Annotated in this window: 22 protein-coding genes and 1 riboswitch; of the genes, 16 read left to right on the forward strand and 6 right to left on the reverse strand. The window is 70.5% G+C overall.

Annotated elements, in window-relative coordinates:
• Positions 1-478: 478 nt before the first annotated feature.
• Positions 479-1,000, reverse strand: coding sequence for a hypothetical protein (locus tag Q5Y72_RS13015; protein ID WP_305963851.1), 522 nt, complete (start codon positions 998-1,000; stop codon positions 479-481).
• Between the two features lie 73 nt (positions 1,001-1,073).
• Complete coding sequence (locus Q5Y72_RS13020) at positions 1,074-1,697, reverse strand: lytic transglycosylase domain-containing protein (protein ID WP_371930825.1); 624 nt, start codon at positions 1,695-1,697, stop codon at positions 1,074-1,076.
• A gap of 318 nt (positions 1,698-2,015) precedes the next feature.
• Here Q5Y72_RS13020 and ssb point away from each other — a divergent pair, with 318 nt between their 5' ends.
• Positions 2,016-2,501 carry a single-stranded DNA-binding protein gene (gene ssb / locus Q5Y72_RS13025; protein WP_305963852.1) on the forward strand — a complete coding sequence of 162 codons (486 nt, stop codon included), beginning with the start codon at positions 2,016-2,018 and terminating at the stop codon, positions 2,499-2,501.
• A 263-nt stretch (positions 2,502-2,764) separates the two neighbouring features.
• Entirely contained in the window at positions 2,765-3,811 is a 1,047-nt protein-coding gene (locus Q5Y72_RS13030) for a Leu/Phe/Val dehydrogenase (RefSeq protein ID WP_305963853.1), read from the forward strand.
• Positions 3,812-3,977: 166 nt separating this feature from the next.
• Here the strand turns inward: Q5Y72_RS13030 and Q5Y72_RS13035 are convergent, their stop codons facing one another.
• Positions 3,978-4,952 (reverse strand): DMT family transporter, encoded by a 975-nt coding sequence (locus tag Q5Y72_RS13035; RefSeq protein WP_305963854.1) that lies wholly within the window; start codon positions 4,950-4,952, stop codon positions 3,978-3,980.
• A gap of 88 nt (positions 4,953-5,040) precedes the next feature.
• On the opposite strand from Q5Y72_RS13035, the gene Q5Y72_RS13040 reads away from it, so the two are divergent.
• From Q5Y72_RS13040 to Q5Y72_RS13075, 8 genes are all read left to right on the forward strand, one after another.
• Positions 5,041-5,226 (forward strand): heavy-metal-associated domain-containing protein, encoded by a 186-nt coding sequence (locus tag Q5Y72_RS13040; RefSeq protein ID WP_305963855.1) that lies wholly within the window; start codon positions 5,041-5,043, stop codon positions 5,224-5,226.
• Positions 5,227-5,373: 147 nt separating this feature from the next.
• Positions 5,374-5,676 (forward strand): hypothetical protein, encoded by a 303-nt coding sequence (locus Q5Y72_RS13045; protein ID WP_305963856.1) that lies wholly within the window; start codon positions 5,374-5,376, stop codon positions 5,674-5,676.
• A 5-nt stretch (positions 5,677-5,681) separates the two neighbouring features.
• Entirely contained in the window at positions 5,682-6,365 is a 684-nt protein-coding gene (locus tag Q5Y72_RS13050) for an NAD-dependent deacylase (protein ID WP_305963857.1), read from the forward strand.
• Between the two features lie 92 nt (positions 6,366-6,457).
• Entirely contained in the window at positions 6,458-7,564 is a 1,107-nt protein-coding gene (locus tag Q5Y72_RS13055) for an endonuclease/exonuclease/phosphatase family protein (RefSeq protein WP_305963858.1), read from the forward strand.
• A 34-nt stretch (positions 7,565-7,598) separates the two neighbouring features.
• A riboswitch (cobalamin riboswitch) is annotated at positions 7,599-7,792 on the forward strand.
• A gap of 126 nt (positions 7,793-7,918) precedes the next feature.
• Positions 7,919-9,739, forward strand: a complete 1,821-nt coding sequence (locus Q5Y72_RS13060; protein ID WP_305963859.1) for a TonB-dependent receptor plug domain-containing protein — start codon at positions 7,919-7,921, stop codon at positions 9,737-9,739.
• A 43-nt stretch (positions 9,740-9,782) separates the two neighbouring features.
• Entirely contained in the window at positions 9,783-10,559 is a 777-nt protein-coding gene (locus Q5Y72_RS13065) for an ABC transporter substrate-binding protein (RefSeq protein WP_371930827.1), read from the forward strand.
• A complete protein-coding gene (locus Q5Y72_RS13070) occupies positions 10,556-11,542 on the forward strand; it encodes a FecCD family ABC transporter permease (RefSeq protein WP_305963861.1) in 987 nt (328 codons plus the stop codon). Before Q5Y72_RS13065 ends, Q5Y72_RS13070 begins: the two co-directional genes overlap by 4 nt.
• Positions 11,539-12,279 (forward strand): ABC transporter ATP-binding protein, encoded by a 741-nt coding sequence (locus Q5Y72_RS13075; protein WP_305963862.1) that lies wholly within the window; start codon positions 11,539-11,541, stop codon positions 12,277-12,279. The genes Q5Y72_RS13070 and Q5Y72_RS13075 overlap by 4 nt, the downstream gene beginning before the upstream one ends.
• 30 nt (positions 12,280-12,309) lie before the next feature.
• On the opposite strand, the gene parA is transcribed toward Q5Y72_RS13075, so the two are convergent.
• Together parA and Q5Y72_RS13085 are read right to left on the reverse strand one after the other, a co-directional pair.
• Positions 12,310-12,945 (reverse strand): ParA family partition ATPase, encoded by a 636-nt coding sequence (gene parA, locus Q5Y72_RS13080; RefSeq protein ID WP_305963863.1) that lies wholly within the window; start codon positions 12,943-12,945, stop codon positions 12,310-12,312.
• A 77-nt stretch (positions 12,946-13,022) separates the two neighbouring features.
• Positions 13,023-13,346, reverse strand: a complete 324-nt coding sequence (locus Q5Y72_RS13085) for an antibiotic biosynthesis monooxygenase family protein (protein WP_305963864.1) — start codon at positions 13,344-13,346, stop codon at positions 13,023-13,025.
• A 136-nt stretch (positions 13,347-13,482) separates the two neighbouring features.
• Here Q5Y72_RS13085 and Q5Y72_RS13090 point away from each other — a divergent pair, with 136 nt between their 5' ends.
• Positions 13,483-14,532: a dipeptidase gene (locus tag Q5Y72_RS13090; RefSeq protein ID WP_305963902.1), complete on the forward strand. Its 1,050-nt coding sequence runs from the start codon at positions 13,483-13,485 to the stop codon at positions 14,530-14,532.
• Here the strand turns inward: Q5Y72_RS13090 and Q5Y72_RS13095 are convergent.
• Complete coding sequence (locus tag Q5Y72_RS13095; protein WP_305963865.1) at positions 14,529-15,044, reverse strand: Lrp/AsnC family transcriptional regulator; 516 nt, start codon at positions 15,042-15,044, stop codon at positions 14,529-14,531. The genes Q5Y72_RS13090 and Q5Y72_RS13095 overlap by 4 nt on opposite strands.
• A gap of 100 nt (positions 15,045-15,144) precedes the next feature.
• On the opposite strand from Q5Y72_RS13095, the gene Q5Y72_RS13100 reads away from it, so the two are divergent.
• From Q5Y72_RS13100 to Q5Y72_RS13120, 5 genes are read left to right on the forward strand one after another with little or no spacing between them, the layout of a single operon-like run.
• Positions 15,145-15,474, forward strand: coding sequence for a DUF2849 domain-containing protein (locus Q5Y72_RS13100; RefSeq protein WP_305963866.1), 330 nt, complete (start codon positions 15,145-15,147; stop codon positions 15,472-15,474).
• Positions 15,467-17,125 (forward strand): nitrite/sulfite reductase, encoded by a 1,659-nt coding sequence (locus Q5Y72_RS13105; protein WP_305963867.1) that lies wholly within the window; start codon positions 15,467-15,469, stop codon positions 17,123-17,125. Before Q5Y72_RS13100 ends, Q5Y72_RS13105 begins: the two co-directional genes overlap by 8 nt.
• Positions 17,118-17,849 carry a phosphoadenylyl-sulfate reductase gene (locus Q5Y72_RS13110; RefSeq protein WP_305963868.1) on the forward strand — a complete coding sequence of 244 codons (732 nt, stop codon included), beginning with the start codon at positions 17,118-17,120 and terminating at the stop codon, positions 17,847-17,849. The genes Q5Y72_RS13105 and Q5Y72_RS13110 overlap by 8 nt, the downstream gene beginning before the upstream one ends.
• A complete protein-coding gene (locus Q5Y72_RS13115; protein WP_305963869.1) occupies positions 17,846-18,235 on the forward strand; it encodes a DUF934 domain-containing protein in 390 nt (129 codons plus the stop codon). The genes Q5Y72_RS13110 and Q5Y72_RS13115 overlap by 4 nt, the downstream gene beginning before the upstream one ends.
• A gap of 52 nt (positions 18,236-18,287) precedes the next feature.
• On the forward strand, positions 18,288-19,130 hold the full coding sequence (locus tag Q5Y72_RS13120) for a ferredoxin--NADP reductase (protein ID WP_305963870.1): 843 nt from the start codon (positions 18,288-18,290) through the stop codon (positions 19,128-19,130).
• Positions 19,131-19,148 lie beyond the last annotated feature (18 nt).

Consider the following 19,148-nt stretch of genomic DNA (forward strand, 5'->3'; position numbering starts at 1 on the left):
CATGGTTCACGATTGCGCGGGGTGTTAGCGCGCCCGGCCTTCTGTTGCAACGAGGAAGGCTGCGGCCGGTCCTGCCGATCGGAGCCGGCGTCAGAGCGGCCATCGGGTCTGGCGGCGACAGGCGACGAGATCGGCGGGGGAAGGTCCGGTCCGGGCGTTTCTGCCTGCGCGGACGAAGCGACCCGCCATGATCGCCATCAGGCCCGGAATCGGCCGAAGGGACGCCCGCGGCGCGCGGAAGGCAGGGCAGAGCCCAAGGGGCAATCCCGCAGCAGCCAGACAGATCGGATTGCGCGGCCGCGCGACGACGCAGCCATGACGCAGCCCGCGCGGCGGACCTTGCGGGTCAGGGGTGGTGCCGCAGGGCCACAGCCGACGTTCCGCGGTCCAGGGCAGCGCGCGGCCCGCACCGGTCAGCGCCTGGCCGGGCCAGACCCGCCAGGCGGACCGGCGCACCGTCGATGGGCGGCCGCATCGCCTAGTCCCCGTCCCCGAGGCCCGCCCATTGGCCGTCGATGCCGGTGGATCGCATGATCGACACCACCCGACGCGCCGCCCGCAGCGTCAGGGCATGGATGTCACGGACATCGCCCGCATTCATGTCGTCGGGAAAGCGTTCGCCGCGGGTGTTGATGAAGGTCGGGTGCCAGTATCCCGCCTGCTGGCCGGGCCGCCACGAGGCATGGCAGAGAAGGTTGCGGTGCAGCCGGATGCGGTCGAGGTCCTCGGCGAGGCTTTGGCAATCCTCGATCCCGGCCTGGCGCATCGACGCCGCGAAACTGTCGATCAGCGTGCCGAGGGTGTCGTCGGCGATGTCCTCCATGCGCCGCAGCCAGCGTCGCAGTTCGGTATCGTCGGCCTCCTGCCCCAGGTCCTGCCGGGTCAGCGAGAAGATCGCCCGCTTCAGCGCCTCTTCGAGGAACCCGAAACCCGAGACCGCATGGCCGATGGCCGATGCCATCTCGTCGGACAGGCGGTCTGGTGCGCGCGGCAGGGTCATTGCGATGTCATAGCCCGGCGGGCGGGGCCTGTCTGCCCCGTCGCGCCATCGGCTCGCCGGGGGGACGGAACGGTCAGCTGCCCGCGATGATGCGCACGTAGTTGCGCGTCTCGCGATAGGGCGGGATGCCGCCATGCTTGGCAACCGCGCCGGGACCCGCATTGTAGGCCGCAAGCGCGAGGCGCCAGTTGCCGAACTGGTTGTACATCATGCGCAGATAGCGGGCGCCGCCGTTCAGGTTCTGCACCGGGTCGTTGGGATTGACCCCCAGCTTGGCCGCCGTGCCCGGCATCAGCTGCGCCAGTCCGGTCGCGCCCTTGTGCGACCGCGCGCGCGGGTTCCAGCCCGATTCCTGCTGCACGAGGCGCAGGAACAGATCCTCGGGCACGCCATGCTTGCGCGCCGCCGCCCGGGCATGGGGGATGAAGTCGCTGCGCTTGCCGCGATAGGCCGGGATGTTGGTCGACAGCTGGATGTCGACGATGCTGCGATTGCCGCCGCCCGGCTGAAGCCGCGCCGACTGCTGGTATTGCGACGCCAGCCGCGAGTCCATCAGCCGGGTCTGCCGGGCGAACTGGTCGGCCCGCGATTTCGATGAACTGCCCGACAGGCGCAGCCCCTCGGCGGCGGCCGGCATGGCCAGCGCGATGATCGTGGCGACGCACAGCGCCGTCCTGGCCCGGGGAATGATCCGCATGTCCTCGCCCTCGTTCTTGCCGTCCTGCGGTCGCCGGCGCGCCGGACCGACCGAGTGACTCACCTGCCGCGATGTTGTGCCCTCTCGCGTTCACGGGAAACTATACAGCAATCGCCGCATCCCGCCAGCCACCCGGTTTTGGGGCCTCGGGGCGGCGCGACGATCGGCAAGGTTCCGCCGATCCGGCCCTGACGGCGCAGCCGCGCGGCGCGCGGCTTGGCGGGCGGTCGCGGCCGGCAACCGGGCGGCGAATGGCTTGCAGGCCGGGCCTCGCCTGCGCTAGACCGGCCTGCGACAGACAGAAGCAGGGAACCCGGCATGGCAGGCAGCGTCAACAAGGTCATTCTGATCGGCAATCTGGGCCGAGACCCGGAAATCCGCACCTTCCAGAACGGCGGAAAGGTCGCCAATCTGCGGATCGCGACATCCGAGCAGTGGAAGGACCGCACCAGCGGCGAGCGGCGCGAGAAGACCGAATGGCATTCGGTCGCGGTCATGTCCGAGGGGCTGGTCAACGTGGTCGAGCGGTTCCTGAAGAAGGGCAGCAAGGTCTATGTCGAGGGCCAGCTGGAAACCCGCAAATGGCAGGACCAGTCTGGCCAGGACCGCTATACGACCGAGGTCGTCCTGCGCGGCTTCAACGGCACGCTGCAGATGCTTGACGGCCGCGGCGACGGCGGCGGCGGCGGACGCGATTCGGGCGGCTATGGCGGCGGCTACGACGATTCCCGCGGCGGCGGCGCGGGCGGCGGCGCCCCCTCGGGCGGCGGACGCAGCGAATACGACGACGAGATCCCGTTCTAGCGGACCCTCGCCGCGAATCGATCCGGCCTGATGCGCGGGCGGTCCCCTGGGGCCGCCCGTTCGCCTTTGCGGGTGCCATGAAAAAGATTGCGCGGGGCCGGGCCGATGCCGCCTGCTCGTTGCGCGGTGCGGCCCGGCCGCTTGCCGAATGATCCGCTGCTTGCATTGCTCCGCGCGGCGGGTCTTCTGGCCGGGTTTCAGGGCGATCCGCGGCGGATCGCGGCAGGCCCGCACGGGGCCTTGCGAGGGGGAGGAAAGACCACATGACACTGACCGTCACCGATCTGAAGGCGCCCGAGGGGTTCGAGCGTCTGGTCCGCGCCGAGGACGCCGAGGCCGGGCTTCGGGCGCTGATCTGCATTCACTCGACGGTCCTGGGTCCGGCGGCGGGCGGCTGCCGGATGTGGGCCTATGGCGGCGAGGCCGAGGCAATCGAGGATGTCACCAGGCTGGCCCGCGGCATGACCTACAAGAACGCGATGGCGGGGCTTGGCCTTGGCGGCGGCAAGTCGGTGATCATCGGCGATGCGCGCCGCGACAAGACGCCGGCGATGATGCGCGCCTTCGGCCGCGCGGTCGAGGCGTTGGGGGGCCGCTACTACACCGCCGAGGATGTCGGCATCTCGCCCGAGGACATGGCCCATGCCGCACGCGAGACACGCTTTGCGGTCGGGCTGTCGGGCGCCTCGGGCGATCCCTCGCCCTGGACGGCCGAGGGGGTGTTCCGCTGTCTGCTGACCGGCGCCGCGCATGTCTTCGGCAGCGACGACCTGCGGGGCCGGCGGGTGCTGGTGCAGGGGCTCGGCCATGTCGGCATGGATCTGGCGCGCAAGCTGGCGGCGGCCGGCGCCGACCTGGTGGTGACCGACATCCACGCCGAGGCCCTGCGGATCGCCACGGCGGATCTGGGTGCTGCGGTCTGCGAGCCGGGCGCGGTCTTCGAGCAGCAGATGGATGTCTACGCGCCCTGCGCGCTGGGCGGGGTGATCACCGATGACAGCGCGGCGCGGCTTCGGGCGCGGCTGATCTGCGGGGCGGCCAACAACCAGCTTGCGACGCCGGCGCTGGCCCGCAGCCTCCGGGCGCGCGGCATCACCTACCTGCCCGACTACGTGGTCAATGCCGGCGGCATCATCAGCGTCGCCAGCGAGATCCACGGCAAGGACGACGCCTGGCGCCGCGCCCGGCTGGACGGGATCGCCGGGCGCGTGGCCGAGATGCTGGTCCGCGCCGGCGCCGAGGGCCGTTGCACCACCGACATCGCCGACGAGATGGTGGGGCGGATGCTGCAGGGCCGCTCGGCCGCCTGATCCGCGCGACCGGACGCGGCCGCCGGAACGCAGCGCCGGCGGCGGGGCGCGGGGGCGCAGCCCCCAGCCGCGCGGACCCCTCGACGGGGTCCAAGCGGCTTGCCTGCTGCCGCCCCGGACCGGCCCACCCCGAACCGGCCGCCGGGACAACGCGCCCGGCGCGCTGTCAGCCCGGCGGGATGGGCCCGCCCGGCGAGGCGGTGCGCGGGCGCCCGCGCAGCCGCGCCTCGCGCCACATCGCATAGCCGCCCGCCGCCGCGATGATCCCCGCGCCGGCCAGCGTCCAGCCGTCGGGCCGCTCGCCGAACACTGCCATCGCCAGCAGGATCGCGAAGATCAGCCGGGAGTAGCGGAACGGCGCGATCGCCCCGATCTCGCCGATCCGCGTCGCGATGACCATCGCCAGATAGCCCCCCAGCCCGAAACCGACGCAGGCAAGCAGCATCGCCGCCTGCCTCGCATCGGGCATCATCATGCGCTGGCCGCCCAGCAGCGCAAGCACCGCGCCCGCAAACGCCATCGCGCCAAAGGCCGATGCCGTCAGCATCCCCGACCCGATTCCGGGCGGCAAGCGGCGGGTGATGAGGTCGCGCGCCGCCAGCGCCAGCACCGCGATCAGCGCCAGCAGCGAGGCCGGCTGATAGGCGTCGGTCCCCGGCCGCACGATCAGCAGGACCCCCGCGAAGCCTGCCAGGATCGACAGCCAGCGCCGCCAGCCGACCGGCTCGGACAGGAACAGCGCCGCACCCAGCGTCATCAGCAGCGGCAGCGCCTGCAGGATGGCCGATGCGATGCTGAGATCGCCCGTGGCCAGCGCGGTGACGAAGCAGATCGCGCAGATCGCCTCGCACAGATTGCGCGCCAGCACCCCGCGATGCAGCAGGTCGCGCGGCCGCAGCCCGCCGCCGCGCAGCGCCACCCAACTGCCAAACACCACCATGCCGGCCAGCCCGACGATCATCAGCACCTGTCCGGTCGGCATCGCGCGCGACAGCAGCTTCAGCAGCGTGTCCTCGAAGGCAAAGCCGGCCATCCCCAGTGTCATCAGCAGCGCGGCGCGGGCATTCTGGCCGCCGCCGTCCGCGCCGGGGCCCGCCTGCAGGGGCCCCTGCGGACCCGCTCGCCCGATCGCCTTCGCCATCTCCGTCCTCCTGCGGCCTGTGGTCGCGGCTTGCCGCAGCGCCGAACCGAGACCAGAATGCGCGCCGGTTGTCAAATCAGAGGCTGACATGATCCTGTCCGTTCCCGACATGAGCTGTGCCCATTGCAAGGCCGCGATCGAGGCCGCGTTGGGCCGCGCCGGTGGCCGCGCCGAGGTCGATCTGGCCGCGCGCACCGTCAGCGTCACCGGCCTCGACCGCCCGGCGGCCGAGGCCGCCATCCGCGCTGCCGGCTACGCGCCCGGCCCCGCCTGACGCAGTCGCATCGCCCCGAACACGCGGCTGTGATTGAGCGGGACTGACCCTTTTGCTATATGCTGTTTGCATGAAGGGTCTTCGAGACCGGTCGAACCGGCGTGCCCTCGATGAGGATAGGACAAGAAACCCGAGGAGACAGTCCCCATGCTGAACCGCATCATCGTCGCGGCGGCGGCCATCGCGATGACCGCACCGCTGGCCATGGCCGGCCCCATCGACAGCGCCTGCGTGCGATCCGATCGCGCGCGCGGCAATTCGCCGCTGTGCGGCTGCATCCAGCGCGTCGCCGACCAGACCCTGTCGCGATCCGACCAGCGCCGCGCCGCCGCCTTCTTCAAGGACCCGCATCACGCCCAAGAGGTGCGGATGTCCAAGAGTGACGCCGACAACGCCTTCTGGGCGCGCTACAAGAACTTTGCCTCGGCAGCCGAGGCTTACTGCCGCTGACGCCGATGCGGATCGTGGCGCTGACCGGGGCGGGCATTTCAGCCGAAAGCGGGCTTGCCACCTTCCGCGCCAGCGAGGGGCTGTGGGAACGGCATCGCATCGAGGACGTCGCCACGCCCGAGGCCTTCGCCCGCGATCCGGCCCTGGTGCATCGGTTCTACAACGCCCGGCGCGACAAGGCGGCGGCGGCACGGCCCAACGCCGCGCATCTGGCGCTGGCGCGGCTTGCCGAGAGCCACGACCTGACGCTTGTCACCCAGAATGTCGACGACCTGCATGAACGCGCCGGCAGCCCCGGGGTGATCCACATGCATGGCCGGCTGGCCGGGGCGCTCTGCGCGGCCTGCGGCCATCGCTGGCCGGCACCCGCCCGGATGCAGCCGCAGGATCCCTGCCCGCATTGCGCCGCGCCCGCCACCCGCCCCGATATCGTCTGGTTCGGCGAGATGCCCTATCGGCTGGACCGCATCTGGGCCGCGCTCGAGGCCTGCGACCTCTTCGCGGCGATCGGCACCTCGGGCAATGTCCATCCCGCCGCCGGATTTGCCCGGCATGCCGCGCGGCACGGCGCCGAATGCGTCGAGCTGAACCTCGAGGCCAGCCGCAACGCCGATGATTTCGACCGCCGCATCCTCGGCCCAGCCTCGCGCACCGTGCCCGACTGGGTCGCCGCCCTGACCGCGCGCTGAGGCGTGCGCCCGGCGCCGCGCCGCGGGCTTTCACGCCGGTTTCATGCTAGCATCGGATCATCCCGCCAGATCGCGATTGCACGAGGCCGACGATGAAACTTGCCGTCTGGAACATGGAATGGCTGAACGACATGGTGACCACCGATGCCGACGGGCAACCGGTGCTGAAGCCGGGCGACGTCCGCGTGCGCGGCCCCAAGCCTCCCTGGCAATCCGAAAACCCGACCGTCGCACAGCGCTCGGCGCTGATCGCGGAGGGGCTGGCCGACCTGGACGCCGATCTGGTGGTGGTGGTCGAGGGGCCGAACATGGGCGGCGAATTGCAGGCGATCTTCGACGCGCTGGCGCCGGGCGACTGGCTGTGCCACGTCCAGCGGTCGCGCTATCTGTCGCGGCCGGGCGCGGGCGGCCGCAGGCTGGGATCGTCGCAATGCGTCGGGCTTGCGCTGCGCATCGACCGTGGCGCCTTCGCCGTTCCGCCGGCGATCGTCTGGGACAGCGAGGAGCCCGCCTCCGGCGCGGTCTTCGACGCCTCCGAGCCGTTCTTCCTGGATGTCGAGGAAAACGGCATCTTCGAATGGTTCCGCTACGAGCGCCGGCCGCTCTATGCCGAGATCCGCCCCGCCGCGGGCCGCCCGTTCCGCATCCTCGGGCTGCACCTGAAGTCCAAGGGCATCTTCGCGGCCTATGAATGGTCGAAATGGTGGCAGCTGGCCGATGCCAACCGCCGCCGCCTGCTGGCCCAGTGCCGGCACCTGCGCACGCATTTCCTCGACCGCTACCTGACCGAGGCCGGGACGGCCGGGATCCCGCTGGTGGTCTGCGGCGACATCAATGACGGGCCGGGCTTCGACACCTCGGAAATGCGGCTGCTGGCCTCGGGGGTCGAGACGGTGATGGGCACCGTCTGGCGCCCCCGACTGAGCCTCGGCAATGCGCTGTTCGACGGGCTGTCGCCCGCCGATCAGGAGGCGCTGAACTTCGAGGACCTGGGCACGACGCGATTTCCCGACCCGATCTTCAACGACGTGCATCACCGGGTCTGGATCGACCACATCCTCTACAGCCGCAACGCGCCGCAGGGCTGGGTCCGCGAGGCGCGGATCCCGCGCGAGACCGCGGGCGGCACCGAATACTGGAAGATCAGTGACCATTTCCCGGTCACCGCGCTGATCGACCTGCCGCCGGCCACGGCCTGAGGGCCTTTGGGCTTGCGCGAATCCGGCAGACGGGCTAGGCCCGCCCTGCCTCGGTTCCGGGCCATGCCCGGTGAAAAGGGAACGCGGTGCGATTCCGCGACTGCCCCCGCAACTGTCAGCGGCGAGCGAGGCCGGAGAATGCCACTGTCCGCACCCTGCGCGGATGGGAAGGTCCGGCCAAGCCTTGACCCGCGAAGTCAGGAGACCTGCCGAAGGCCGTCACCCTGAGGGCATGCGAGGGGCATGCGCGAAGCGGATCTTCCGTCGTGGTGGTGTCCCCTGTCCGGCGCAGCCCTGCTGCCCGGATCAACCGCGTCCCATGCCGCCCGCCCGCGGCCGGAAGGATCCCGACCGATGAACCGCCCCGCCCTGCTGATTGCCGCCGCCCTGCCCGCCAGCCTCGCGCTGGCCCTGCCCGCCCGGGCCCTGCAACCCTATGTCCTGCCCGAGATCACGCTCAGCGCCTATCAGACCGAGGCCGAACTGGGCCGCACCGGCGCCACCGTCGAGGTCGTCACCCGCGAGGATCTGGAGGCCGAGGGCAGCGCCCGGCTGGTGGACTACCTGACCACCCTGCCCGGCATCTCGGCCACCGCCAATGGCGGTTTCGGAACCCAGGCCACGCTGAGGCTGCGCGGGTTGGCCGGGCAGTATGTCAAGGTGCTGGTCGACGGCATCGACGTGTCGGATCCCTCCTCGACGCAGATCCGGCTTGATCCCGGCGCGCTGATGACCGGGGACATCGCCCGCATCGAGGTGCTGAAGGGGCCGCAATCGGCGCTGTACGGATCAGAGGCGATCGGCGGCGTGATCTCGATCACCACGCTGCAGGCCGACGAGCCGGGCACCCGGCAGCGCGCGGCGCTGGAATATGGCAGCCACGCGACCAGCCGCGCGGCCTACAGCGTCACCACCGCCGGCCAGCGCCACGGGCTGGCGCTGACCCTGCAACAGCTGGACACCGACGGCTTCTCGGTGGCCGACGAGGCAGATGGCAACACCGAGGCCGACGCCGCCCGCGCCCGGCGGGCCACCCTGTCGGGCCGGGTCGACCTGACCGACAGCCTCAGCCTTGGCGCCGCGGGCTTCTGGCAACAGACCGAGGCCGAGACCGATGGCGACTTCCCGGTGCTGGAGGACGGCGCCGACGCCAGCAACGCGATCACCCGCGGGCTGCGGCTGTTTGCCGAACATGACGCGGGCGGGCTGCGCAGCCTCCTGTCGATCCAGCGCAGCAGCATCGCCCGGCGCGAGATCTATGATGGCGTGACCTATCCCTATGACGGCATCCGGACCGAGGCGGAGTACATGGGCTCGACCGACCTGGGCACGCGAACGGTGCTGGCCTGGGGCGGCACCCACAGCCGCGAGGAGTTCGACGGTGACGGCACCACTGCCGGCTTCATCACCAATTCGGTCTTTGCCGAGGCGCGCTATGCGGCCAGCCCCGCGCTGGACCTGGCCTTGTCGCTGCGTCACGACAACAATTCGCAATTCGGCGGCAAGAACACCGCCCGGGTCGCGCTGGCCTGGCAGCCCGACGACCGCTGGACGCTGCGGGCGCAATGGGGAACCGGCTACCGCGCGCCCTCGCCCTACGAGCTTTATGGCGCATGGGTCGGCGTGCCCACGCTGCAGCCGGAAACCGCGCGGGGCGGCGAGATCGGCGTCGAATATGCCCTCGGCGCGGACAGCTTGATCCGCGCCACCGTCTTTCACACCGTGGTCACCGACCTGATCGACTATTCCTTCGACAGCTTCACCTATGCCCAGATCCCCGGCGACACGCGCAGCCGCGGGATCGAGTTGTCCGGCCGGACGCCGCTGGGCGCGGGGCTGGAGCTGTCGGGCAACTACACCTGGACCGACAGCGAACGCCCGGACGGGCTGCCGCTGGAGAGGGTGCCCGAACATGTGCTGAACCTGCGCCTTGACGCGCCGGTTGGCGCAAAGGCCCGCCTGGGTCTTGGCCTGACCCATGTGGCAGGCACGACCGACCGCGACGCGCCGCTGCCCGACTACACGCTGGTCGATGCTTCGGCCGAATACGCCCTGACCGACCGCGCCACCGGCTATCTGCGCATCGAGAACCTGCTGGACGAGGATTACCAGGTGCTGCGCGGCTATGGCACCTCGGGACGCGCGGTCTTTGCGGGGGTCCGTGCGGAGTTCTGAGCGCCTTCGACGCAGGCTGGCGGCGGTGCTGCTTGGCGCGGCCATGCTGGCCGGCCCGGCGCTTGCAGAGGCACCACCGCAGGGCGCCGCGACACCGCGCCGCGTGGTGTCGATGAACCTCTGCACCGACCAGATCGCAATGCTGCTGGCCGCGCCCGGCCAGCTTGTCTCGGTCAGCGACCTGGCCCGCAACCCGCGCATGTCCGCGATGGCCGACGAGGCGCGGGGTTTTGCCGCCAATCACGGTCGGGCCGAGGAAATCTACCTGCTGCGCCCCGACCTGGTCATTGCGGGCGCCTTTGCATCGGGGCCGACCGTGGCGCTGCTGCGGCGCCTCGGCCTGCGCGTCGAGGTGCTGGAACCCGCCGAAAGCATCGCGGCGATCCGGGCCGAGATTGTCCATGTGGGCGCCTTGCTGGGCCGCCACGAGGCGGCGGCCGACCTGCTGGCGCGGTTCGACCGGGGCGTGGCGCGCAGCGCGCGGCGCGAGGATCGCGGCCGGGCGGCGCTGTACTACGCCAACGGCTTCACCTCGGGCCGCGACACCCTGGCCGGCGAGATCCTGGCGCAGGCCGGCTATCGCAACATCGCGGCCGACTACGGCATCGCCACGACCACGCATCTGCCGATGGAACTGCTGGTGATGGCGCAGCCCGACCGGCTGATCACCGGCGCCAGATGGCCCGGCCAGTCGCGCGGCGAGGCGCTGCTGGAGCATCCGGCGCTGGCCCGCGCGGCACCGCGCCTCGCCGAGGTCACGGACCGCGACTGGGTCTGCGGCACCCCCTTCATCCTGCGCGCCATCGAGGCGCTGCGATGAGGGCCCTGTTCGCCGGGCTGGGGCTGCTGGTGGCGGCGCTGTGGCTGGCCTCGCTGCTGACCGGCCCGGCCGGGATCGCGCCGGCCGAGGCGATCGCCGCGCTGGTCCGTGGCGGCGAGGGTCCGGTGCCCATCGTGATGACCGAGATCCGCCTGCCCCGCGCGCTGCTGGGTCTGGCGGTCGGGGCCGGGCTGGGGCTGTCCGGCGCGGCGATGCAGGGATATCTGCGCAACCCGCTGGCCGAACCGGGGCTGATCGGCGTCTCGGGCATGGCGGCGCTTGGCGCGGTCATCGCGATACAGACCGGCCTGGCGCTGAGCGCGCCGCTGGCCCTGCCGGTCGCGGCCCTGACCGGCGCGGCGCTGGGGGTGGGGCTGCTGGTCGCGCTGGCCGGCCCGCGCGGCGGGTCGGTGACGCTGATCCTTGCCGGCGTCGCGATCTCGGCGCTGGCGGGGGCCGGCACGGCGCTGGTGCTGAACCTGTCGCCAAACCCCTATGCCGCCAACGAGATCGTCTTCTGGCTGATGGGATCGCTGGCCGATCGGTCGATGCAGCATCTGTGGCTGGCGCTGCCGCCGATGCTGTCGGGCGCGGCGCTGATCGTCAGCGCCGGGCGCGGGCTGGACGCGCTGACGCTTGGCGAGGGTGCGGCGGCCGCGATGGGCGTCTCGCCCGCCGGGCTGCGCTGGCGGCTGGTGGCAGGCGTGGCGCTGATCGTCGGGCCGGCGACGGCGGTTGCCGGAGCCATCGGCTTTGTCGGACTGGTCGTGCCGCACCTCCTGCGGTCCCGGGTCGGCGCGCGCCCCTCGGCGCTGCTGCCTGCGGCGGCGATGGGCGGGGCGGCGCTGTTGCTGGCGGCCGACATCGCGGTGCGGCTGATCCTGCCCGAGCGCGACCTGAAGCTGGGCGTGCTGACCGCCATCGTGGGGGCGCCACTGTTCCTGCACCTGATCTGGAAGACCCGCAGCGGGGGCCGGGTATGACCCTTCTGGACCTGCGCGGCCTGTCGGTCACCCGCCGCAACCGCCCCGTCCTGCACGGCATCGGCCTGGCCGTCAGGGCGGGCGAGCTGGTCGGGCTGATCGGTCCCAACGGCGCGGGCAAATCCTCGCTGATGGAGGCCGCGCTTGGCCTGATCCCCTTCACGGGCACCTCCGACCTGGCGGCGCTGGACCCCGGCCACCGCGCCCGCAGGGCCGCCTATCTGCCGCAATCGCGCGAGATTGCCTGGCCCGTCAGCGTCGAGGACCTGGTGGCGCTTGGCCGCATTCCCTGGCCCGGCGGCGGGCGCAGCCCCGCCGACCGCGCGGCCATCGACGCGGCCATCGCCCGGATGGGGCTCGAGGGGTTCCGCAGGCGCACCGCGCTGCGCCTGTCAGGGGGCGAACAGGCCCGCGCGCTGATTGCCCGCGCGCTGGCGCAGCAGACCCCCCTGCTGATCGCGGACGAGCCGGTGGCGGGCCTTGATCCGGCCCAGCAGCTGGCCTGCCTGCGGCTGTTTCGCGCACTCGCCGACGAGGGCCACGGCATCCTCGCCTCGATCCATGATCTGGGGCTTGCCGCGCGCTTCTGCACAAGGCTGGTGCTTCTGGCCGAGGGGCGGGTGCTGGCGGACGGCCCGCCCGATCAGGTCTTGCAGGATGCGCTGATGCGCCGCGCCTTCGGCATCATCACGCGGCGGATCGACACGCCGGACGGTCCGGCAATCCTCCCCGTCTGACAAATCGCTCCGATACTTTTTCGTTCAATGTCAGGACATTGCCGCAAGAACCTCATCCGTCAGCGCAGCAATCTCGTCGCGGGCGGGGCCGCTGCGGACGCGCTCGACCGCGCCCAGCCCCTGGCCCAGGGTTTCGGCATAGGCGACGCGGTTGGCGACCTGCGTCTCGGCCACGGCGGCGCCCAGTTCGGCCGCCTTCTCGCCCACCTCGGCCGACAGCCGGGTGTTCGGACGCACCCGGTTCAGCACCACCAGCACCGACGCCTTCTCGCGCCGCGCCAGATCCAGCACCCCCTCGGTCGCCCACAGGTCGACATGGCTTGCCGCCACCGGCACCAGCACCAGATCGGCGGCCCGCAGCGAGGGCCGCAGGTCGCTGTCGATCTTGGGCGGCGTGTCGATGATGACGAAATCGAACCGCCGCTTCAGCTTTTCGGATTCGTAGCTGGCGCCCCAGGCCGACGAGGTCGAGAAGTCCAGCGCCTCGTCCTCGCCCTGTGCGCCGAGGCGTTCGAGAAACCAGCGCCCCATGCTGCCCTGCGGGTCGGTATCCACCAGCGCGACCGAATGCCCGCGCTGATGCAGGCTGACCGCCAGATTGACCGCGATCGTGGTCTTGCCCGAGCCGCCCTTCTGCTGCGCCACCGTGATGATCCTGCCCGTCATCCTGCCGTCTCCCCGCCCGTTCAGGGCAGGTTAGCCGGGCGATTTTGCAATTGCGAGGAGTATTTGCGCCCGCAGCATCACGCGCGGTAGACGCCCTGAACCTCATACATCACCGGCTCGAAGCTTTTGCACATGGCGTGGATGTCGCGGTTCCTGCGGCGCATCTCGTCGCTGCGCAGCATCGCCTGGTAATCCTTGCGGTCGCGCCATTGCGAATAGGTGGCGATGCGGGTCTGCGCGTCGTTGAGATGGATTGCGCCAGCGATGAAGCCGGGCTGGTTGCGGATCACCTGATCCCAGGCGTCGCTGAGCAGGTCCAGCACGTCATGGGCGCTGCCGGGGGTGACCTCGAAGGTGCAGATGACGGTCTGTCCGTCGAAGTCCGGGCGGATGTCGGGCATGGCTGGCCTCCTTCTGGCGATGCGCTGCGATCAGCCTAGGCCCGAATTGCCCGCAGGCAAAGTCCCCAGGCCGCCCATTGCCGATGCCCGCGCGGCGGGGCATGGTCGGGCCGACATGACCTGCGGAGAGGCACCGATGATCCCGGTATTCGATGGCCACAACGACTTCCTGCAGCGCGTGGTCGCGGCGGGCAGCGAGGGGGTGGCGCTGTGGCTGTCGGGCGACGGGACCGGCCACCTGGACCTGCCGCGGGCCCGCGAGGGCGGGCTTGCGGGCGGCTTCTTCGCGATCTGGATCCCCTCGCCCGCCGGCCCCGACGATGCCGAGGCGGCGCTGATGATGCAGCAGCCGCCCTACCGCCTGCCGCTGCCCGACGCGATCGGCCATGACACGGCCCTTCCGCACGCCTTCCGGCAGGCGGCGGCGCTGCGGGCGCTGGAACGCAGCGGCACCCTTGACGTGGTGACCAGCGCGGCCGGGCTGCGCGCCAGCATCGCCGCCGGCCGGGTGGCCGCGATCATGCACATGGAAGGCGCCGAGGCGATCCGCGACCCTGACGCGCTGCATCTGTGGCACCGGGCCGGGCTGCGCTCGCTGGGGCCGGTCTGGTCGCGGCCCACGTCCTATGGCGAGGGGGTGCCGTTCGCCTATCCCGCCGGGCCCGATATCGGCGGCGGACTGACCCGCGCGGGCCGTGAACTGGTCGCTGCCTGCAACGCGCTGCGGATCATGCTGGACCTGTCGCATCTGAACGAGGCCGGCTTCGACGACATCGCCCGGTTGTCGGACGCGCCGCTGGTCGCCAGCCACAGCTGTGCCCATGCGATCTGCCCCAGCGCGCGCAACCTGACCGACCGTCAGTTGCAGGTGATCGCAGACAGCGGAGGGCTGGTCGGGCTGAACTTCGCCTCCAGCTTCCTGCGCCCCGACGGCAAGCGCCTGCCGCTGGAGGGGTTCGAGGTGATGCTGCGACATCTGGATCACCTGCTGGGCATTCTCGGCGAGGGGGGCGTGGCGCTGGGGTCGGATTTCGACGGCGCGCTGATGCCGCGCGACCTGCCCGACGCGGCCGCCCTGCCCCGGCTGATCGAGGCGATGCGCGCGCATGGCTATGGCGAGGCGCTGATCCGTCGGATCGCCTGCGACAACTGGATCTCGGTGCTGGAACGCAGCTGGGGCGGCTAGCGGGCGGCCTCGGGGATCGGCAGCGCGCTGGTCGCCTTGATCTCCTCCATCGACAGCAGCGCGGTCACGTTGTGGATCCTGACCTCGCCGATCAGCGACTGGTAGAAGCGGTCATAGGCGCGGGCGTTCCTGACCTGCACCTTCAGGATGTAGTCGATGTCGCCCGCCAGCCGGTGCGCCTCGATCACCTCGGGGCGTTCGCGCAGCGCCTGCAGGAAGCGCGCGGCCCAGTCCTTGTCATGCTCGGCGGTGCGGATCAGCACGAAGAAACACGCCTCCAGCCCCAGCGCCTCGGGGTCGAGGATCGCCACCTGACGGCGGATCACCCCGGCCTCGCGCAGCTTGCGGATGCGGTTCCAGACCGGGGTCTTGGACGCCCCGACCCGGTCGGCGATCTGGTCCAGCGACAGGCTGGCGTCCTCTTGCAGCAGGGACAGGATTTTGCGGTCCACCTCGTCCAGCCGGACAGGCGTTTGCGATGCGCCCGCATCCTGCGAAATCTGTTCCGGCATGACATTCCCTTGCGACTGATCGTCCTTATTTTTCAGACCCTATCGCAAAATTCCAGAACAAAATTCTATATTGAGGGCATCAGGAAGAGGTCCGAATCCCATGAGCAAAGCCTTCACACCGACGGCCGCCCGCCCCGGCGTCATCACCGCGAACGATCTGCGGGAAGGTCATAACCTGTGGATGTGCGATGCCGGCTGGACCCCCGATCCGGCGCAAGCCACGCTGTTCGAGGACGAGGCCATCGCCGAACTGGCGCTGCTGAAGGCGATCGGCCAGTCGAACCTCGTCGTCGGCGCCTATCTGGTCGAGGCCCGGCGCGGCCCCAACGGCCCCGAGCCGACCCATTTCCGCGAGGCCTTCCGCCAGACCGGACCCTCGAACTATTTCCACGGAATCCAGGCGCAGAAAGCCGAGGCAGCCAATGTTTGATGTCCGCCCCGTCGAGACCGATTACGTCCGCCACCGCGCGGCGCAGTTCCGCGCCCAGGTTGCCCGCCGCCTTGACGGCAGCCTGACCGAGGACGAATTCCGCCCGCTGCGGCTGATGAACGGCGTCTATCTGCAACTGCACGCCTACATGCTGCGCGTGGCGATCCCCTATGGCACGATCAGCCCCGACCAGATGCGGATGCTGGCGCATCTGGCGCAGCATTACGACAAGGGTTACGGCCACTGGACCACCCGCCAGAACATCCAGTTCAACTGGCCCAAGCTGGTCGACATCCCCGACATGCTGGATCTGCTGGCCTCGGTCGGGATGCACGCCATCCAGACATCGGGCAACACGATCCGCAACGTGACCACCGACGCCTTTGCCGGCGCCGCCGCCGATGAATTCGCCGATCCGCGCCCCTATGCGGAACTGCTGCGCAGCTGGTCCACCGACCATGCCGAGTTCCAGTTCCTGCCGCGCAAGTTCAAGATCGCGATCACCGGCGCCGCGCGCGACAGGGCGCTGGTTGCGGCCCACGACATCGGGCTGCGGCTGATCCAGCGCGACGGGGCCACCGGCTTCGAGGTCTGGGTCGGCGGCGGGCTGGGCCGCACGCCGATGCTGGGTCAGGTGATCCGCGACTTCCTGCCCGAGGAAGACCTGCTGCCCTATATCGAGGCGATCATCGCCACCTACAACCTGTCGGGCCGGCGCGACAACAAGTACAAGGCCCGCATCAAGATCACCGTGGCCGAGCGCGGGCTGGACGTGTTCAAGGCCGAGACCGAAGAGGAATTCCTGCGCCGCCGCCGCGATTTCCACGGCGCCGACCGGGACGCGCTGGCGGTCTTTGCCAGGCGGTTCACGCCGCCGGCCTTCCGCAACGCCCCGGCGACCGGCTACGAGGCCGAGCGTCAGGCCAACCCGGCCTTCCGCAGCTGGACCGACACCAACCTGCATCCGCATCGCGTCGACGGCTATTCCAGCGTCATCGTGACCTTCAAGGCCGCGGGTGCGACGCCGGGCGATGCCAGCGCCGGGCAGATGCGCCTGCTGGCCGATCTGGCCGAAACATATGGCCACGGCGACCTGCGCATCAGCCATGACCAGAACGTCGTGCTGCCGCATGTCCACAAGTCGGATCTGCCGGCGCTGTATCTGGCGCTGCGCGGAGCGGGTCTTGCGACGGCCAATGCCGGGCTCACCAGCGACATCATCGCCTGCCCCGGCATGGACTACTGCACGCTGGCCACCGCCCGCTCGATCCCCATCGCGCAGGAGATCGCCGACCACTTCCGCGCCGTCGGCCTGGAAGAGGAAATCGGCAAGCTGAACATCCGCATCTCGGGCTGCATCAATGCCTGCGGCCACCATCATCTGGGCCATATCGGCATCCTCGGGCTGGATCGCGCCGGGGTCGAAAATTACCAGATCACCCTGGGCGGAGACGGCTACGACATCCCGGCCATCGGCCAGCGCGCCGGTGCGGGCTTCCCCGCCGAAGAGGTCGTGCCCGCCATCGACCGGCTGCTGCGCGCCTATCTGGAACTGCGCGAGGATGCGTCGGAACGGTTCATCGACGCCTATCGCAGGCTTGGGCCCGCGCCCTTCAAGGCCGCGCTGTACCCCGAGGTGGCCCATGCTTGACGGAAACCTGGACAGCCGCGCCGAGCGGCTGAACGGCCGCTATCGCCATCACGCGGCGATCGACGTGCTGCGCCGCGCGGTCAGCGACCCCGAACTGGGCCGGGTCGCGCTGGTGTCGTCCTTCGGGGCGGAATCGGTCGTGCTGCTGCACATGGTCAGCGTGGTGGCACCGGGCCTGCCGGTGCTGTTCATCGACACGCAGATGCTGTTCCCCGAGACGCTGGACTACCAGCGCGAGGTCTCGGCCAGGCTGGGGCTGACGGATGTGCGGGTGATCCGCGCCAGCGAGGCCGAGGTGGCCCGTCACGATCCCGACGGCACGCTGCACCGGTTCGACACCGACGCCTGCTGCGACTTCCGCAAGACCGTGCCGCTCGAACGGGCGCTGTCGGGTTTCGACGCCTGGATCACCGGGCGCAAGCGGTTCCAGGGCGGCCAGCGGACCGAGCTTGAATTCTTCGAGCCCGAGCCGCCGCTGCGCCTGCGCGTGAACCCGCTGGCGCATTGGCGGGCCAGCGACGTGCAGGACTACATGATCGAGAACAACCTGCCGCGGCATCCGCTGGTTGCGAAGGGCTATCCCTCGATCGGCTGCGCGCCCTGCACCTCGCCGGTGAAGCCGGGCGAGGACCCCCGCTCGGGCCGCTGGCGCGGCAGCGACAAGACCGAATGCGGCATACATTTCATCGGTGGACGCATGGTCCGCGGAAAGGTGACGGCATGACCGACCAGCACAGCAGCGACCCGATCATCGTCCGCGACGACGGGTTCCACGCCCGCGACATAGCGGCGCCGGTCACGCTGGCGCCCGACACCGACCCGGCGACCCTGTCCGATCATCTGGACAGCGATCTGCTGGCCATCGACTTTCCCGCCTTCACCGACGGGCGCGGCTTCAGCCTTGCCCGCCGCCTGCGCGAGCTGGGCTTTCGTGGCCGGCTGCGCGCCACCGGCGGGCTGATCGCCGATCAATACGCCATGGCCCGGCGCGTCGGCTTCGACGAGGTCGAGATCCCGGCCGAGCGGGCCGCCCGCCAGCCCGCAGACCAGTGGCTGGCGCGCGCCCAGGACTGGCGCGACTGGGACCACCGCGCCCGCCTTGCAGGCTAGGCGGGGTTTCCCCGCCGCGCCGCTTCGCCTAAAGACAGTCAGGAAGACCGACATGACGCTGGACCTTACCGTGGCCGACGCCGCCGCCAAACCCGCCAAGAAGACCCTGCCCGACGCGCAGACCGTGACCTCGGTGCGCCACTGGACCGACAGCCTGTTCTCGTTCCGGGTGACGCGCCCCGCCAGCCTGCGGTTCCGGTCGGGGGAATTCGTGATGATCGGGCTGCCCGACGACAACGGCAAGCCCATCCTGCGCGCCTATTCGATCGCCTCGCCGAACTGGGACGACGAGCTTGAATTCTATTCGATCAAGGTTCAGGACGGCCCGCTGACCTCGCGCCTCCAGCATATCCGGCCCGGCGACCAGATCATCCTGCGCCCCAAGCCGGTCGGCACGCTGGTGCTTGACGCGCTGCTGCCGGGCAAGCGGATGTGGTTCCTCGCGACCGGCACCGGCATCGCCCCATTCGCCAGCCTGATGCGCGATCCCGAGACCTACGAGCGTTACGAGCAGGTCGTGATGATGCACACCTGCCGGACAGCCGACGAACTGACCTATGGCCGCGAACTGGTCGAGAACCTGCGCCACGACCCCCTGCTGGCCGAGCTTTACGGCGACGACTTCGCCAACCGGCTGCTGTATTACCCGACCACCACGCGCGAGACCACGGACCGGATGGGCCGGATCACCGACAACTTCACCACGGGCAAGGTCTTTGCCGATCTGGGCCTGCCGCCGATCTCGGCGCAGACGGATCGCGCGATGATCTGCGGCAGCCTCGCCTTCAACATCGACGTGAAGGCGGTGCTGGAGGGCTTTGGGCTGCGTGAGGGCGCGAACTCCGATCCCAGGGAATTCGTGGTCGAGAAGGCCTTCGTCGGCGACGGCGTCTGAGCGGGCGGGCATCGCCAC

Source organism: Paracoccus spongiarum (assembly GCF_030732095.1).
Classification (GTDB): domain Bacteria; phylum Pseudomonadota; class Alphaproteobacteria; order Rhodobacterales; family Rhodobacteraceae; genus Paracoccus; species Paracoccus spongiarum.

Excerpts from the sequence above, each read along its gene's own strand:
- Q5Y72_RS13105 (WP_305963867.1), top strand. The coding sequence starts at position 15,467 with ATGTTTGATGTCCGCCCCGTCGAGACCGATTACGTCCGCCACCGCGCG.
- Q5Y72_RS13055 (WP_305963858.1), top strand. The coding sequence starts at position 6,458 with ATGAAACTTGCCGTCTGGAACATGGAATGGCTGAACGACATGGTGACC.
- Q5Y72_RS13020 (WP_371930825.1), bottom strand. The coding sequence starts at position 1,697 with ATGCGGATCATTCCCCGGGCCAGGACGGCGCTGTGCGTCGCCACGATC.
- Q5Y72_RS13015 (WP_305963851.1), bottom strand. The coding sequence starts at position 1,000 with ATGACCCTGCCGCGCGCACCAGACCGCCTGTCCGACGAGATGGCATCG.
- Q5Y72_RS13095 (WP_305963865.1), bottom strand. The coding sequence starts at position 15,044 with ATGCCGGAACAGATTTCGCAGGATGCGGGCGCATCGCAAACGCCTGTC.
- Q5Y72_RS13050 (WP_305963857.1), top strand. The coding sequence starts at position 5,682 with ATGCGGATCGTGGCGCTGACCGGGGCGGGCATTTCAGCCGAAAGCGGG.
- Q5Y72_RS13115 (WP_305963869.1), top strand. The coding sequence starts at position 17,846 with ATGACCGACCAGCACAGCAGCGACCCGATCATCGTCCGCGACGACGGG.
- Q5Y72_RS13045 (WP_305963856.1), top strand. The coding sequence starts at position 5,374 with ATGCTGAACCGCATCATCGTCGCGGCGGCGGCCATCGCGATGACCGCA.
- Q5Y72_RS13065 (WP_371930827.1), top strand. The coding sequence starts at position 9,783 with ATGCTGGCCGGCCCGGCGCTTGCAGAGGCACCACCGCAGGGCGCCGCG.
- Q5Y72_RS13110 (WP_305963868.1), top strand. The coding sequence starts at position 17,118 with ATGCTTGACGGAAACCTGGACAGCCGCGCCGAGCGGCTGAACGGCCGC.
- Q5Y72_RS13070 (WP_305963861.1), top strand. The coding sequence starts at position 10,556 with ATGAGGGCCCTGTTCGCCGGGCTGGGGCTGCTGGTGGCGGCGCTGTGG.
- Q5Y72_RS13040 (WP_305963855.1), top strand. The coding sequence starts at position 5,041 with ATGATCCTGTCCGTTCCCGACATGAGCTGTGCCCATTGCAAGGCCGCG.
- parA (WP_305963863.1), bottom strand. The coding sequence starts at position 12,945 with ATGACGGGCAGGATCATCACGGTGGCGCAGCAGAAGGGCGGCTCGGGC.
- Q5Y72_RS13120 (WP_305963870.1), top strand. The coding sequence starts at position 18,288 with ATGACGCTGGACCTTACCGTGGCCGACGCCGCCGCCAAACCCGCCAAG.
- Q5Y72_RS13075 (WP_305963862.1), top strand. The coding sequence starts at position 11,539 with ATGACCCTTCTGGACCTGCGCGGCCTGTCGGTCACCCGCCGCAACCGC.
- Q5Y72_RS13030 (WP_305963853.1), top strand. The coding sequence starts at position 2,765 with ATGACACTGACCGTCACCGATCTGAAGGCGCCCGAGGGGTTCGAGCGT.
- Q5Y72_RS13085 (WP_305963864.1), bottom strand. The coding sequence starts at position 13,346 with ATGCCCGACATCCGCCCGGACTTCGACGGACAGACCGTCATCTGCACC.
- Q5Y72_RS13090 (WP_305963902.1), top strand. The coding sequence starts at position 13,483 with ATGATCCCGGTATTCGATGGCCACAACGACTTCCTGCAGCGCGTGGTC.
- Q5Y72_RS13060 (WP_305963859.1), top strand. The coding sequence starts at position 7,919 with ATGAACCGCCCCGCCCTGCTGATTGCCGCCGCCCTGCCCGCCAGCCTC.
- Q5Y72_RS13100 (WP_305963866.1), top strand. The coding sequence starts at position 15,145 with ATGAGCAAAGCCTTCACACCGACGGCCGCCCGCCCCGGCGTCATCACC.
- ssb (WP_305963852.1), top strand. The coding sequence starts at position 2,016 with ATGGCAGGCAGCGTCAACAAGGTCATTCTGATCGGCAATCTGGGCCGA.
- Q5Y72_RS13035 (WP_305963854.1), bottom strand. The coding sequence starts at position 4,952 with ATGGCGAAGGCGATCGGGCGAGCGGGTCCGCAGGGGCCCCTGCAGGCG.